Source organism: Lysinibacillus sp. FSL M8-0216, from assembly GCF_038595555.1.
In the GTDB taxonomy this organism is placed as follows: domain Bacteria; phylum Bacillota; class Bacilli; order Bacillales_A; family Planococcaceae; genus Lysinibacillus; species Lysinibacillus fusiformis.
The window spans coordinates 1,337,563-1,351,293 of sequence record NZ_CP152007.1 but is presented as its reverse complement, the minus strand read 5'-3'; the positions used below and the strand labels follow the sequence as shown (position 1 = coordinate 1,351,293).

At 36.8% G+C, this 13,731-nt stretch carries 13 protein-coding genes and 1 pseudogene; 4 read left to right on the top strand and 10 right to left on the bottom strand.

Features of this window, described 5'->3' with window-relative positions:
* Positions 1–181 precede the first annotated feature (181 nt).
* The 4 genes from MKX57_RS06350 to MKX57_RS06335 form a co-directional block, all read right to left on the bottom strand.
* The gene (locus MKX57_RS06350; protein WP_342550851.1) at positions 182–1,840 is read right to left on the bottom strand and encodes an AraC family transcriptional regulator; all 1,659 of its coding nucleotides are present in this window, start codon (positions 1,838–1,840) and stop codon (positions 182–184) included.
* Between the two features lie 137 nt (positions 1,841–1,977).
* Positions 1,978–2,940 (bottom strand): ABC transporter substrate-binding protein, encoded by a 963-nt coding sequence (locus MKX57_RS06345; protein ID WP_170844075.1) that lies wholly within the window; start codon positions 2,938–2,940, stop codon positions 1,978–1,980.
* A 360-nt stretch (positions 2,941–3,300) separates the two neighbouring features.
* On the bottom strand, positions 3,301–4,350 hold the full coding sequence (locus MKX57_RS06340) for a 2,3-butanediol dehydrogenase (RefSeq protein WP_342550850.1): 1,050 nt from the start codon (positions 4,348–4,350) through the stop codon (positions 3,301–3,303).
* Between the two features lie 19 nt (positions 4,351–4,369).
* Positions 4,370–5,008, bottom strand: a complete 639-nt coding sequence (locus MKX57_RS06335) for a GntR family transcriptional regulator (RefSeq protein ID WP_089985464.1) — start codon at positions 5,006–5,008, stop codon at positions 4,370–4,372.
* Between the two features lie 422 nt (positions 5,009–5,430).
* Between MKX57_RS06335 and MKX57_RS06330 the strand changes: the two genes are divergently transcribed.
* Complete coding sequence (locus MKX57_RS06330) at positions 5,431–6,828, top strand: hypothetical protein (protein ID WP_089985462.1); 1,398 nt, start codon at positions 5,431–5,433, stop codon at positions 6,826–6,828.
* Between the two features lie 49 nt (positions 6,829–6,877).
* On the opposite strand, the gene MKX57_RS06325 is transcribed toward MKX57_RS06330, so the two are convergent.
* From MKX57_RS06325 to MKX57_RS06310, 4 genes are all read right to left on the bottom strand, one after another.
* Positions 6,878–7,261 (bottom strand): GntR family transcriptional regulator, encoded by a 384-nt coding sequence (locus MKX57_RS06325; protein ID WP_008174484.1) that lies wholly within the window; start codon positions 7,259–7,261, stop codon positions 6,878–6,880.
* Between the two features lie 229 nt (positions 7,262–7,490).
* A complete protein-coding gene (locus tag MKX57_RS06320; protein WP_239354310.1) occupies positions 7,491–8,270 on the bottom strand; it encodes an ABC transporter permease in 780 nt (259 codons plus the stop codon).
* A gap of 4 nt (positions 8,271–8,274) precedes the next feature.
* Positions 8,275–9,177 carry an ABC transporter ATP-binding protein gene (locus tag MKX57_RS06315; RefSeq protein ID WP_090001123.1) on the bottom strand — a complete coding sequence of 301 codons (903 nt, stop codon included), beginning with the start codon at positions 9,175–9,177 and terminating at the stop codon, positions 8,275–8,277.
* Complete coding sequence (locus MKX57_RS06310) at positions 9,161–9,412, bottom strand: PLD nuclease N-terminal domain-containing protein (protein WP_036226714.1); 252 nt, start codon at positions 9,410–9,412, stop codon at positions 9,161–9,163. The genes MKX57_RS06315 and MKX57_RS06310 overlap by 17 nt, the downstream gene beginning before the upstream one ends.
* Before the next feature lie 184 nt (positions 9,413–9,596).
* Here MKX57_RS06310 and MKX57_RS06305 point away from each other — a divergent pair, with 184 nt between their 5' ends.
* The gene (locus MKX57_RS06305; protein WP_090001121.1) at positions 9,597–10,136 is read left to right on the top strand and encodes a transcriptional regulator; all 540 of its coding nucleotides are present in this window, start codon (positions 9,597–9,599) and stop codon (positions 10,134–10,136) included.
* A 33-nt stretch (positions 10,137–10,169) separates the two neighbouring features.
* Entirely contained in the window at positions 10,170–11,030 is an 861-nt protein-coding gene (locus tag MKX57_RS06300; protein WP_090001119.1) for a YitT family protein, read from the top strand.
* A 294-nt stretch (positions 11,031–11,324) separates the two neighbouring features.
* On the opposite strand, the gene MKX57_RS06295 is transcribed toward MKX57_RS06300, so the two are convergent.
* Positions 11,325–12,926, bottom strand: a complete 1,602-nt coding sequence (locus MKX57_RS06295; RefSeq protein ID WP_171365314.1) for a Na/Pi cotransporter family protein — start codon at positions 12,924–12,926, stop codon at positions 11,325–11,327.
* Positions 12,927–13,204: 278 nt separating this feature from the next.
* On the opposite strand from MKX57_RS06295, the gene MKX57_RS06290 reads away from it, so the two are divergent.
* Complete coding sequence (locus MKX57_RS06290) at positions 13,205–13,519, top strand: hypothetical protein (protein ID WP_008174498.1); 315 nt, start codon at positions 13,205–13,207, stop codon at positions 13,517–13,519.
* Here the strand turns inward: MKX57_RS06290 and MKX57_RS06285 are convergent.
* Positions 13,520–13,663: pseudogene (locus MKX57_RS06285) on the bottom strand (ATP-binding protein); the annotation flags it as partial. It abuts the gene before it with no gap.
* Positions 13,664–13,731 lie beyond the last annotated feature (68 nt).

The window sequence follows — 13,731 nt, the reverse complement described above, 5'->3', positions numbered from 1 at the left end:
AAAACATATCCCGTTAGTTGGTGAAGGAGGAATGCAAAAATCGCGACTCTTCGTTCCAATCAACTCCATCATAAAGTTATGATGGAGAAAAATAACAAGAGCTATCGTGGAAGCCCCTCGAAGCTAAAAAATAAATAGTTGTATGATTTCAAGCCTTTGAATGCTGGGGACTAACCCAGGTTCATACTATCTTCTTTTTAAAAATATATGGTAGTTCCTCTAGTAACCGTCCGCGAGTAATGGGATCATCATAATTCCATATAGCATCTAAAAAATGAGTCTTACCGGGACTTAACTCGGCTAAAGCTGAAATATATGGACAGTGAGAGACAGTATGTAATTCCTTACGAGAAGCTAAGACAAAATTCCGATCTCCAGCATAGTGACTTATTTGATGGTGCTGAATTTCTAACCATGCCTCCCCTTGCTCGATGAGTTGCATCACTTTTTCTGAGGGACGAAAGCCTAGTGATTCATATAAAGAGCTCGCCAATCCATTCATGCCCATAATATAAAGTTTTTCACCTAACTTGAGATAAACAGTAGCTGTTTCTCCAGTTACATAGGCATCTGCTAACTGTCTACGCACCAATCTTACTTTGTCTTCATATGTAGTAATCCATTTCTCCGCTGCCTTACTGCGTTGAAAAAGTTTGGCGATATACCGTAACCGCTCAAATAATCTAAACTTTTTGTCCAGTATAACCGTTGGAGCAAGCGTATTTAGTTCCTGCAAATCTTTTGGATAATAGCTAAGTAATATAAATTCAGGCTGTAGCTGTGCTATTTTATCTGGATCGGCCCAATACCCGATACTCTGAATATTGCGTAGCTTATTATGATAAATTACGTTTTCTTTCATAATAGAGATAGCCGCTCCTATGGGAGATATACCTAGTACTAATAATTCGCCCAGTGTATGTTTGCCATCTGTTACAATACGTGTGGCATCTTGAGGAACAAGAATCCTTCTACCAAGTGAATCGATAACTGTTCTTTGCTGCGTACGAAGATGGATATTCGCATATTCACGTGGAGTGTTGCCAGTTAATTTATGAAAACACTTACTGAAATAATATTCATCCTTAAATCCTATTTGTCGAGCTATTTTGTTCAATGGCTCTGTGGAATTACATAGAAGTTTTTTTGCCTGGTCTATTCGTACATGGACTAGAAAATCAGTTGGTTTTTTGCCTGTCAAAATTTTAAACTGTTGACTATATTGCCACCTGACAATGCCAGCCATATTCGCTAGCTGTTCTACCGTTAAATCTTCATCATAATGTTGTTCCATATATTGGATCGTACGTTGAATCATTTTTGTCTTTTCTTCGCTCTGCAAATCGACAGCTTGCTGATCTAACTGGGCCATCATCCCTAGAATCAGTTGAAGTCTACCTTGCATCATAGCCATTTCTGATGAGGTTAGAGAGGAGAAAAATTGATTCTTCACCCATATTTCATTCCCTAGTACTTGCTTAACTTGAGAATATAATAGCCTATAAGGATAACCACAAAGTAAGGGTGGATGAGCAGCCGGATGTAAAGCCCTTCCTTTTACTTCAAAGGTTTCGAAGGTAAAACGTGCAAGCTGTGCCTCTCCAGTACTCGATTCCACAGTGTAGCGTTGTACTGGTAAAACGAGAATGCAGCTCCCTTGTCTTAGATCGATTGCAATTTTGTCTACATAGAGGCGTATGCCATGGCTAAGTGCTATTAATAATGTGCACAAATTCGTTTCATTGTCATTCCTCTTTTTATAGCTCATCGCTGCCGTCTGCTGATTAACTTGAAAACTATCATAGTGTTGTAGCCTAGTATATAGGCATGCAAAATTCATAAGCAACTCTCCAACAATTGAAAATGATTATCATTATCGTTATTATAACACAGAATGATTCACTATCAACTTTTGACCGAGGATGCTTAATTTTAGAAAACTAGCGGTTATAATAATTGATTGGATAGATACAATTTTTACTGTTTGTGCATCCATTCTGGTAGCTTTTTATATAATTGCTCCAAAGCTAGCAATTCATCTGTATTCCATTCATTAGCAATCACATAAACATTTCCCTTTTGGACTGCAGGCAATGTTCCCCATATTGGGCTTTGTAGTAGCCGGTCAGCTTCTGATTCACTTTCATCATCCTCTTGTACGATTACAAACAAATGATCACCAGCAAACTGAGAAAGCACCTCTTCTGAAACCGTAACGAAAGACACGCCTTCTACATCAATAATATTCTTCTGTACTGCTGGAGGGACAGCAAAGCCATTTTCTCCATAAATAATAGCACCAAGGCTACGATCGCCCATAACATAAAGCGTTTTACCTAACTGATAGAAAACTGTTGCAGTCTCCCCTTCTGCTAATTGAAGCTTTTCAAACATTTCTGTAAAACGTGTTTCAAATTTAGCAATTACTTGAGCTACTTCTTCCTGCTTGCCCAAAATATTCCCCATTTCCTTTACACGTTCTGTATAAGGAAGAGCTGGGTTGAAGGGAATCGTAGTAGCTATTTTTGCCAATTCTTCATTCAGGTTTGGATCCGCCTTGTAATAGCCATTAATAATCAGATCGGGTTTTAAGGTAAGTATCGTCTCTAAGTCAGCAGGATTTCCAATATCAACGATTCCTTCGAGTTTACCTTCATAGTAACTAGCAGGCTCTTTCGGAAGATTATTACCAACAACCGGAATATCCATTGCCAAGAAATCACCAATTGTCTGACCAATATAAACCACTCGTTTTGGATCCGCAGGTATTTCTACTTGTTCACCAGTAATCGTTGTATATAATACTGTTTTCTCACCTTCCTCTTTCTGTTCATCAGCCACATTGCTATTAGCATTAGAAGTACTGCATGCTGATATGATTAACAACAGGAGGAACCCCCCTACCCATTGTATAATTTTCTTTCCATGTTGTTTTGTCACACTTGTTGCTCCTTTCGATCTTTAATTGAAAATGATTATCATTTACAACATTATTATAATTTGTGTGAAAAGGTGAAACAATGGAAAAAACGCAACGATTTCTTTGTATAAATGTCAATTCTTGTCCAAAACAACGCTTTTCAATAAAGAAGAAGAAAAACCTATGGTCATGAAATGAAATTATCCCTACTACTATTTATGGAGCGCATTTATTGGAGGTGCAACTACCTTGTAGTTTGTGTGAGCGGAGAAGTGGAAATGACTAGTGAAGATTTGGTGGCTTCATGCAAAAAATATACGAAAGGAGCATGGCTGTAATTAGCCATGCTCCCATTTAAAAAATAGAAATAGATGAATCTATTAGTTTTCTCCGCTAATTGCAACTAAAATTTTAGATTGCGTTTTGTCGCTTGTTAATGTTTTAAATCCTCTGTCCACAATTTCATCTAGTTCAATTTGGCTTGTAATGATACCTTGTGGATTTAGTTGACCCGAGCTCATTGCATCAATCGTTCTTTGGAATATGGACGGTGTATATACAATCGAGGATAGTATATTAACACCAGTATTTGTAAGTTGCATTGGATTCCATTCGATTGGTCTAGCAAAAATTGAAACAATCATCATATTACCTCGAGGTTTTGTTACATCAATTGCTTGCTTAAAGGTAGGAGCAACTCCCGCCACCTCAAAGGATACATCCACCCCATCTGCAACAATTGACCGAACTGCTTGTACAGGATTTTCTTTACCTGAATTAATCGCATGGGTTGCGCCTAACTCTTTTGCCTTTTCTAAACGGTCATCAGATAAATCCAATACGATAACTTTGCTTGCGCCAGATGCTTTTGCAGCGATAACTGTTAATAACCCAATTGGTCCAGCCCCAAATACTGCGACCGAATCACCTAATGTAACCCCAGCATCTTTGACAGCTTGGACTGCTACAGCCATTGGTTCTACTAATGCACCATCTTGTAATGTTAAGTTATCGGCTAGACGGTGAATATTTGTTGCAGGAACATTAACATATTCCGCAAATCCACCATCTCCATGTAATCCGATAAAGTTAAATCCATCATAGCGATCAACATCTTCATGTTTGTTTCTATAAGTCAAAGTAGGATTGATGACAACTCGGTCGCCTACCTTTAAGTCCGTCACGTTAGAGCCAACTTTTTCAATGATACCAGCAAATTCATGACCCATTGTCAGTGGGGCAACTTCACCTGTTAATTCTGCTTTTACATCAACTGGTACGAAAACTGGACCTTCTTCGTATTCATGCAAATCACTTCCACAAATACCAGCCCATGCTACTTTTACTTTCACTTCATCTTCTCGTAAAGCGCATAATTCAACCTCTTCTACTCGAATATCTTTTACACCATGCCAAACTGCAGCTTTCATTTATGTTACCCCCAAAAAATTATTTAAATTGGTACCATAAAATAACATCTTTAATAGCTACTCGTGCATGATCAAAATCCGATGCTTCTATACACCTAATAAATGTATTAATGGACATATGGTAGGATTCAACTAGATTCATTTTCCATTTTGTTTGGGCAGCTACATTTGTAACAAAGATTGTTTCTTTAAAGAATCGTAGCATCGCAATATTTCCTGAAACATCAAAAAACAATTGTAATAAGTGAGCAAACGAAACAACATATTCATAAATATTTTCAGCAGACTTTTTTTGTTTCATCGCTTCAAAACGAAATAAAAGTTCATTTTGCAAATCATCCGTCCATTTAGCTTCACACTTTGTCAGTGCAAAATCCAAAAGGTTATAAAGCGCTTCCAAATAATCCTTCAATTCCTGATCCGATATGGTCTTCACTCTTACACCTTTATGCTGTACTTTTTCAACTACACCATCTTTTTGTAAAAGATAAAGCGCCTCACGGACAGGTGCATGACTTACTTGTAACTCTTTTGCAATTTCCGCTTCTATTAAGCGCTGACCTTGTTCATAATAGCCCGAAAATATGCGAAATAATAATTGTTCAGCTATTTGCTCAGAAATTGTCTTTTTTGAAATTGAATTTTCATCAAACCCCATTAAACCACTCCAATAAATTTATATGTTTTATTTTAACATAGTTCAGTGTATAGAGTGATTAGCTACAGGTGTTATATATTATGGATTATAGATTATCGATAATCTATAAAAGTATTCTATTATAAAAATCCATATCTTTCAATTAACTTGTTTTGGGTATGAGAAAAACCACTAATGGAATAGTTATTACGCTGATTACTTTCATAGAGTTTGTTTAGAAGTTGTGTAACACTAAGCTGTAATCAATTAGTGCCCCTTTCGATCAAAATACCCCCTGTAATCCCCTATATGAATTGTTTGTTTTTTTGCCAATTTGCAAATTACATTCCCCTTCACTTAGATTGAAATTTTTTTAAATTTATCACCAACTTTTTTCCCCTTCATATTCTATAGAATCAGATCGAATATTGAGGGGGAAACATATGGGGGTTGAATTTACTGCTCTCCATTGGATTTACGTTATTTTTATTGTACTTATCATCGGATTTATGGTTAAACGTCGCGATACCACCCTCATTTGTGTAGTAGGCATATTCATGCTAGCAATTGTTGCGACTGGCGATTTAACTTCATCCATTAGTGGTGTATTTAACAGCTTTATTTATGCCATTACAGAGTTGTTATCTACCATTCTTATCATTTCTATTATTGTTGCTATGAGCCGGGTCATGATGACTTCAGGAATTAACGAGGTTATGGTTGCACCATTTACGAAAATCATTAAAACACCCGCTCTTGCCTATTGGACGATTGGTCTATTAATGATGATTATTTCTTGGTTTTTCTGGCCTTCACCTGCTGTGGCATTGTTAGGGGCAGTACTCTTGCCTGTTGCCATTCGTGCAGGCTTGCCAGCACTCGGAGTGGCGATGGCGATGAACTTATTTGGTCATGGGATTGCATTATCAAGTGATTTCGTCATCCAGGGGGCACCGAAGCTAACAGCAGATGCTGCTGGTATTCCTGTTGGAGACGTGGTTTCTGCTAGTATTCCGCTCGTCATTACTATGGGGGTTGTAACGACAATCGTTGCTTATATTTTCTTGCGGCGAGATATGAAACGTGGAACTTTACTTTTAAACACAGCAAATTCCGCGGAAGAAAACGGTGAGCAAGAAACGCTAGAAAATCTACTGTCAATTGGACATAAACGTTTCTTCGCTGTGCTTATTCCTTTTGCTTTTATCTTAGATGTCATCGCCATGTCGGTTTTCAAATTACAGGGTAGCGATGCAACTGCATTAATTGGTGGAACCTCCGTTTTCATATTACTTTTGCTTAGTATCGTAGCCCATAAAACAGAGGGGCTCGAAAAGACAACAAGCTATTTAATTCAAGGGTTTCAATTCGGCTTTAAAGTGTTCGGACCTGTTATCCCGATTGCTGCTTTCTTCTATTTAGGAGATGCAGGCTTCACACAAATTCTCGGAGATCATTTACCCGCTGCCTCGCACGGTATTGTCAATGATCTCGGTGTTGGTCTTGCAGCAATAGTCCCTTTAACGAAGGAAATTGCAGTAATCACTTTGGCTGTAGTTGGTGCCATTACTGGATTAGATGGTTCAGGCTTCTCAGGAATTTCCTTAGCGGGCTCTGTCGGAAGCTTATTCGGCAATGCACTAGGCGGAGGAACTGCTACTTTAACGGCATTAGGGCAAATTACTGCCATTTGGGTTGGTGGCGGAACATTGATTCCTTGGGCATTAATTCCAGCAGCTGCCATTTGTAATGTGAGCCCATTTGAGCTCGCAAGGCGGAACTTAATCCCTGTAATCATTGGGCTTGTTGTGACAACAATTGTAGCGGTGTTTTTGATTTAAATAAGGCAAAAAGAGATGGCTCCTTAGAATAGGAGCCACCTCTTTTTATTTAACGCTCATTGTAATATTTCTGTAAAACCCCTTCAAACATCTGCCTAAGGTAAATTTCATTAATCCCTAAAACAGAAGATTCTATTATTATATGTTCGATACGTATAGATATTTGTTGAAGGGAAATATTTATTGCTTCCCCAGAATCTACAATAACAATTGCTTTTGAATGGGGTTTAATGGTGATGATCCCGCTTTTCTGAAGTTCCTTATAGCTTTTATGAACAGTATGAAGGTTAAGATTTGTTTGTGCAGCTAAATTTCGAATGGATGGTAAATGGTCACCCTTTTTTAAATTCCCAGTTATTATTGCTAATAGCAATCGTTGGTTTAGCTGCTGATATAGTGGAACCTTACTTGTTCGATTTACTTTCAGATTCATTGGCCAGTCTATCCCTTCATTTAAGAGCTAACTCTATAAATTTATATAATTGTACATAGTAATAAGATACAATCTTAACAACTGATATCAATGGGTATGTTCAAACGTAAGATGGTCGATTATGAAAGTAGGTGCTTCGAATAATAAGTGTATTAATACAGTTGAATGGATATAATGGCTTCCGATGATTTTGACAAAGTACCTATAACAAATTCGCCATTACTCCCATTTAAAACTTCCTTTTTGCAATGAAATGGCGCATGGTTGCAATCATCCATATAACTAGGAGCATGGTAACTGCACTATGGAACCCATACCAAGCTTTCATACTCCCTGACATCAATATAGTAGTAGCATGCAAGCTATTACTGGCAGGATTAACAACATCCAAAAGCGGATGTAAACCAGCAATGAAACGGCAGATAAATAGGACGACAATACTTGCTAATGCTATAAAAGCCGAACTATTAAAAAACGTGCTCATCATGGCAACAAACGTAATAACAAACAATAGCCACACACAATAAAATAACAAAGCCAGCAAAGCATGCGTCACTGGTACCGCCGTAAATAAAAAAGATGTATAGCCATATGACATACCATAGCCTAGAGCTATACAGAAAACAGCTACTAGATAATGGACAATAATTTTACTATTTAAGTAGGATGAGATAGACACTGGTCTTGTAAGAATAAATGCCATCATTCCATTTGCTTTTTCACCTTGTATAATGCTCATTGCTGCAACTGCCAAAATAATAATTCCTAACTGATCAAACTGCGAACTTAGGGTTGTGGCCAGTACTTCGCTTCCCTCTGGCTTTGCCAAGGTTGGGTCAATCATAATACCCTCCACACCACCCATTGATTGCAAAATAACCGGCATGTAGTACATCATAATCGGCTGAGTTAACCCAAGTAAAATAAAGACAATTGGTAGCCAGACAATTTTAAATTCCTTCGTCATTTGAGTTACTTCTTTTTTACTTAATGCCCAAAAAGTATTCACAATTTCACACCACCAATTCTAAAAATATTTCTTCTAAGCTTTCATGAATGCCCAATTCAAACTTTAACAACATGACATTTGAATCTATCGCATACTGTAACAATTTTTGAGCGTCTTCCTCCAATTGATGGACGTGTATTTTAAAGCCATTTCTTTCATTTTCAATTTTTCTGACATAGGATAACTGTTCAACCGTTGTTACCCAATTAAGGTCTTCTTGGCGAACCATCAAATAGATTGCAGATTCTTGGTGACGCTCCAGCAACTGACCTTTTGTAGCGTCCTCTATTTTGTGACCATTTTGAATAACGACAAAGCGCTCACAAATTTCCTCTGCGTCATTTAATATATGGGTTGAAAGTAAGATGGTCGTTTCTTTTTTAATCTCTTTTAAAAGATTCAACACTTCCCGTCTTCCAATTGGATCTAGAGCTGACACTGGCTCATCCATAATCATCAAAGCTGGTTTATGCAATAAAGCTTGTGCGATGCCAAGTCGTTGCTTCATACCACCTGAAAAAGTTCCAACCTGAAAATGGGCTTCTTTCCCTAAACCAACTTTTTCTAAAAGTAATGGAATTCTGTTTTGTAATTCATTCTTTGGTAAACCAGAAAGTGTTCCCATAAAGGATAATGTCTCAAATGCTGTCATCCAGGTGAAAAAATTAGGATACTGAGGTAAATAGCCAATCTGATCTTTCATCCTTGTAATTTGTTGACCATCTAGAAGAATTTCCCCCTCATCTGCATATAAAATATCTGCAATGATTTGAATCAATGTCGATTTCCCTGCTCCGTTTGGTCCAATTAATCCGACGCATTCATTCGCATTAACGACCATTGAAAAATCATGCACTGCCGTCTTTTGTTTAAACCTTTTTGTAATGCCTTTAATTTCTAAGCGCACGTGTATTGACATCCTTTCTACCAATCATGAAATATAAAACAGGACCAATTGTATTAAAAAACACAATAATAATTGTCCACATTAGTACGTTTTCTCTCCTATTTCTGTTGCGGTATAAATCGATTAATGCAATTAGAATGAGGATAGATCCCACCAATAGAAATGGCAAAAGAATAGGAAGTATACTCGCCCAATCGAGTTGACTGATTTCATCAAAACCATAGTGTAATTTCATTGCTAAAACCTCCATTCATTATCATTATCAATAATGATAACAGAGTTGTTAAAAAATTTCATTACCTTTTTACTGTACATCTTCAAAAAATAGCTATAGTATATTTTTTGATAATGTTCTCATTTTGATAACATTTAATGCTTTCCTTGATACCATCTCATTATTTTATTAGGAGGATCGGTTTATGCGCAATAAAGCAGAGGTATTAATGCACCCTGTGAGAATGAAAATTTTACAAGCTCTGATGCACAATAAAGAAGAAGGTTTAAGCACTTTAGAGATGATTTCGGTCATTAAGGATGTACCGCAAGCTACTTTATATAGACATATCCAAATTTTAGTGGACGAAAACATCATAAAAATTGTGAAGGAGCGAAAAGTCCGTTCTGTTACAGAGAAGTTTTATGCATTAAATGAAGGAGCAGCAAAACTTAGTAAGGAGGATTGGACACAGCTCACAACTAAGCAAAAATTAAATTACATTTCCTACTATCAATTAGCACTACTATCTCAATATCAAAATTATTTACATTCACTTGATGAAAAAGAAAGTATTACAGATTTAGCTACTTTTTCTTTCATTGACTTATCGTTAACAGCTGATCAATTCAAGAGCTTTGAATATGAATTGAACGACTTATTCACTAAATACTATAATATGGCCGACTCAAGTAAAGGTTCGGAGACTAAAACAATTGCAATAAATATTATTCCAAAACCTTAGGTAGTATTTTACGTAAAGAAATGGAGAAGATTTATGAAAAAAAGAAAGTCACTAGAAAACACTCGAAAATTCATTATGATTATTATCGGGGCAGTAATTGCTGCTTACGGACTAGAAGCTGTATTAATTCCAAATGCTGTCATTGATGGTGGTGTAACGGGTCTCAGTATTATGGGGGCACACCTATTTGGACTCCCATTAGGGTTACTGCTCTTTGTCTTAAATATTCCGTTCATCTATATCGGTTATAAGCAAGTTGGAAAAACCTTTGCCCTAATGAGTAGTGCTGGGATCGCAGCATTATCCATATCAACAGTTCTTTTACATGATGTCAAAACCATTTTAGGCCCAAATGATCCCTTACTAATTGTCCTATCTGGTGGTATGCTGCTTGGGGTAGGTATCGGGATTGTCTTACGTAACGGTGGTGCTTTAGATGGTTCGGAAGTTTTAGCTGTATTACTATCACGGAAAATTCCATTTTCAGTCGGCGATATTATCTTATTTATCAATGCCTTTATTTTCTTAGGGGCAAGCTTCATCTTTGGCTTAGAGAGCGCTTTATACTCAGCGTTAACATATTATATTGCAAAAAATGTTATCGATATTATCCAAGTTGGTTTAGAGAAATCAAAAGAAGTCCGTGTTGTTAGTGCTAAATCGGAGGAGATTGGGGACGCAATCCAAGCTCGTCTCGGACGTGGTGTTACCTATACCCATGGACGTGGCGGCTTCTCCAATGAACCAACAGAAATTTTAAACTGTGTCATTAACCGTATGGAAGAAAACAAGTTAGTTACTATTATTAAAGATATCGATGAAGGCGCCTTTGTTGTGATTTCTGATGTTTCAGAAGTTCGTGGCGGGAACTTTAAGAAAAGAGATATCCATTAAAGTAAAAGTAAGTAAGACTCAACCATGTCTTACTTACTTTTTTTATACTTATATAGATGAAACTACTTGTATTTTATTCCATCTAATAAACTCAACGCCCCAATGATTACGACTATTGATAACTATTGGTTTCAAGGTTGTATCCACTACATTTACTAGTCTATCCGTCACTTTTAGGGTTGTATCCACTACATTTACGGTTCTATCCGTCACTTTCAAAGTTGTATCTACCACTTTGAATATGACTTAATTAAAAAGCTGTTCAGTAGTTTTTACGCTACTGAACAGCTCATTTTAGGAAATAACCGTTTCCGCTATGTTGGATGCATGATCTCCGATTCTTTCCAAATTACTTACGATATCAGCAAATACAATGCCCGCTGAACCCGAGCACACACCTTCATTTAATCGTTTAATATGCAATTTACGTAAACGTCTCTCCATATTATCTATTTCATTTTCCTTTTCTATCACTTGCTGTGCTAAAGATAAATCCTGCTTGTCAAGAGATTCAATAGCGACTTTTACAGTTTCTAATGTAAAAATAAACATATCTTCTAACTCTTTCAGTGCTTGATCACTTAAGCGGACGCGGTTGCTATCTTTATATTGAAGAAGCTCGATAATATTTTCTACATGGTCACCAATACGCTCGATATCACGAATATTGTCAAACAAAGCGTGGTGTAGTTTTGAATCATGGTTCGATAGAGATTGCTTGGATAACTCTATTAAATAGTCTGTGGATTTCCGATCTAAATTATTGATAGCTTCTTCCAATTGTTCGACCTTGCCTACCAATTTTGTGTCAGCTGTTTTTAAAATCGTTAACGTTTCTTCTAATCCTAGAATACTATATTCCCCCATACGCACGACTTCCATTTTTGCTTGGCCTAGTGCAATTGAAGGTGACTTGACAATTAAATTTTTATCCAAAAATTTTGGTTTATATTCGATGACTGAATCTTCACCAGGAATTAATTTTGTTACGACATATGCCCAAACGCCAATAAACGGCAGTTGAACGAGCGTATTAATGACATTAAAAGTTCCATGAGCAAAGGCTATTTGCATTTTTGGTTCTAAATTAAGCAACCCAGCAATCCATTCTACATAGTTCGTAAATAAGCCAAGTATCAGCATAAAGATAATCGTACCCACTACGTTAAATAGTAAATGAGTGGCAGCAGCTCTTTTTGCTGCTATAGAAGCACCTAAAGCCGCTAAGATGGCAGTAATAGTTGTTCCAATATTATCTCCAAACAAAACAGGTAATGCTCCGTGTAAAGAAATTAAGTCCTCAGCATAAAGTCCTTGTAAAATACCTACTGTAGCAGAAGAAGATTGAACAATTAACGTAAATATTGTCCCAACTAGTACACCTAAAATCGGTACATCGGACATTTGGACAGTCAAATCTAAAAATGGTTGCCAATCACGAAGGGGCTTCATCCCACCACTCATGAGCTCTAAACCAATAAATAAACCGGCAAACCCGAAAAGTACTTGTCCAATATTTTGAATGATACTTTTCTTAAAGAAAAATAAGCAAATGGCACCCACTGCCATAATGGGATATGCATATGCACCTACGTCAATCCCTATTATAAAGGCAGTAATAGTTGTTCCAATATTGGCACCCATAATAACGCCGATTGCTTGGCGCAATTTCATAAGTCCAGCACTTACTAGCCCTACTGTAATAACAGTGGTTCCTGAACTGGACTGTATAAGAACCGTAACAATAATACCAACTAGTACACCCATTAATGGATTTGTTGTAAATTTATCTAAAATATCTCGTAGACGGTCACCAGCAGCCTTCTGTAAACCATCTCCCATAAATTTAATAGCAAAAAGAAATAAGCCTAACCCTCCAAGAAATTGGAAAATCATCTCCTGTATATTGATATCCAATCTATTCAACCCTTTCCTTGTTGTCAGACTTTATTATTAATAGTTTTAAGCTTTCTGTACATATCATTTACAATGGATTAAATAAATGTTTACACTACCTTTACAATTAGTCCAAAAAACGGACATAATCAAACAAAATTCTACAAAAAGCAAACAAAAAAACATGAGAAAATTGCTGTTAAGATTTCCACATGTTTTCTTTTGACGACTGAGGAATTTTCCTTTAGGCTTGAAATAGACATAGAAGGGGGCTTTTTATGGATATTTTTATTGCCAGTAACCGTCAACTACCCATCCGTTATTATGTACAAGAAGCTGTTTGGATTCGCCGCGGTGGTAGTACCAAGCTTCCTGATTTAACATTGCCATTTTTCGTTGAAGTGGAAATTAACAGTCACTACAACCTTTCAATCATTAGAGATTATATTATTGATTTTCAAAAGCAATACAAACAGACAGAAATTCAAATATTAATTAAAAACACTGCTTTTTTAGCTGCCATGCAGGATATGCTTGCCAGCCATGAACAACCACATCATGCTATAACCATTTATCCACTTTGGACAAATTAGTTACGTCGTAAAGGGCAGTGAGATAACAAAGTACAATGTTTCGTTCTTGTATTTCGCGTGAATTGTTCCTCCGTGAAGCTCCACGATGCTTTTGGCAATCGCTAGTCCAAGCCCCGAGCCCTCCGTCACATTTGTTCTTGATTGATATAGAAATATATATCCTACAAAAAAGCAAAAAAACCCTCCACAGATTTGTGGAAGGCAAAAGAAAA

Excerpts from the sequence above, each read along its gene's own strand:
- MKX57_RS06350 (WP_342550851.1), bottom strand. The coding sequence starts at position 1,840 with ATGAATTTTGCATGCCTATATACTAGGCTACAACACTATGATAGTTTT.
- MKX57_RS06340 (WP_342550850.1), bottom strand. The coding sequence starts at position 4,350 with ATGAAAGCTGCAGTTTGGCATGGTGTAAAAGATATTCGAGTAGAAGAG.
- MKX57_RS06335 (WP_089985464.1), bottom strand. The coding sequence starts at position 5,008 with ATGGGGTTTGATGAAAATTCAATTTCAAAAAAGACAATTTCTGAGCAA.
- MKX57_RS06330 (WP_089985462.1), top strand. The coding sequence starts at position 5,431 with ATGGGGGTTGAATTTACTGCTCTCCATTGGATTTACGTTATTTTTATT.
- MKX57_RS06325 (WP_008174484.1), bottom strand. The coding sequence starts at position 7,261 with ATGAATCTGAAAGTAAATCGAACAAGTAAGGTTCCACTATATCAGCAG.
- MKX57_RS06310 (WP_036226714.1), bottom strand. The coding sequence starts at position 9,412 with ATGAAATTACACTATGGTTTTGATGAAATCAGTCAACTCGATTGGGCG.
- MKX57_RS06305 (WP_090001121.1), top strand. The coding sequence starts at position 9,597 with ATGCGCAATAAAGCAGAGGTATTAATGCACCCTGTGAGAATGAAAATT.
- MKX57_RS06300 (WP_090001119.1), top strand. The coding sequence starts at position 10,170 with ATGAAAAAAAGAAAGTCACTAGAAAACACTCGAAAATTCATTATGATT.
- MKX57_RS06295 (WP_171365314.1), bottom strand. The coding sequence starts at position 12,926 with ATGATTTTCCAATTTCTTGGAGGGTTAGGCTTATTTCTTTTTGCTATT.
- MKX57_RS06290 (WP_008174498.1), top strand. The coding sequence starts at position 13,205 with ATGGATATTTTTATTGCCAGTAACCGTCAACTACCCATCCGTTATTAT.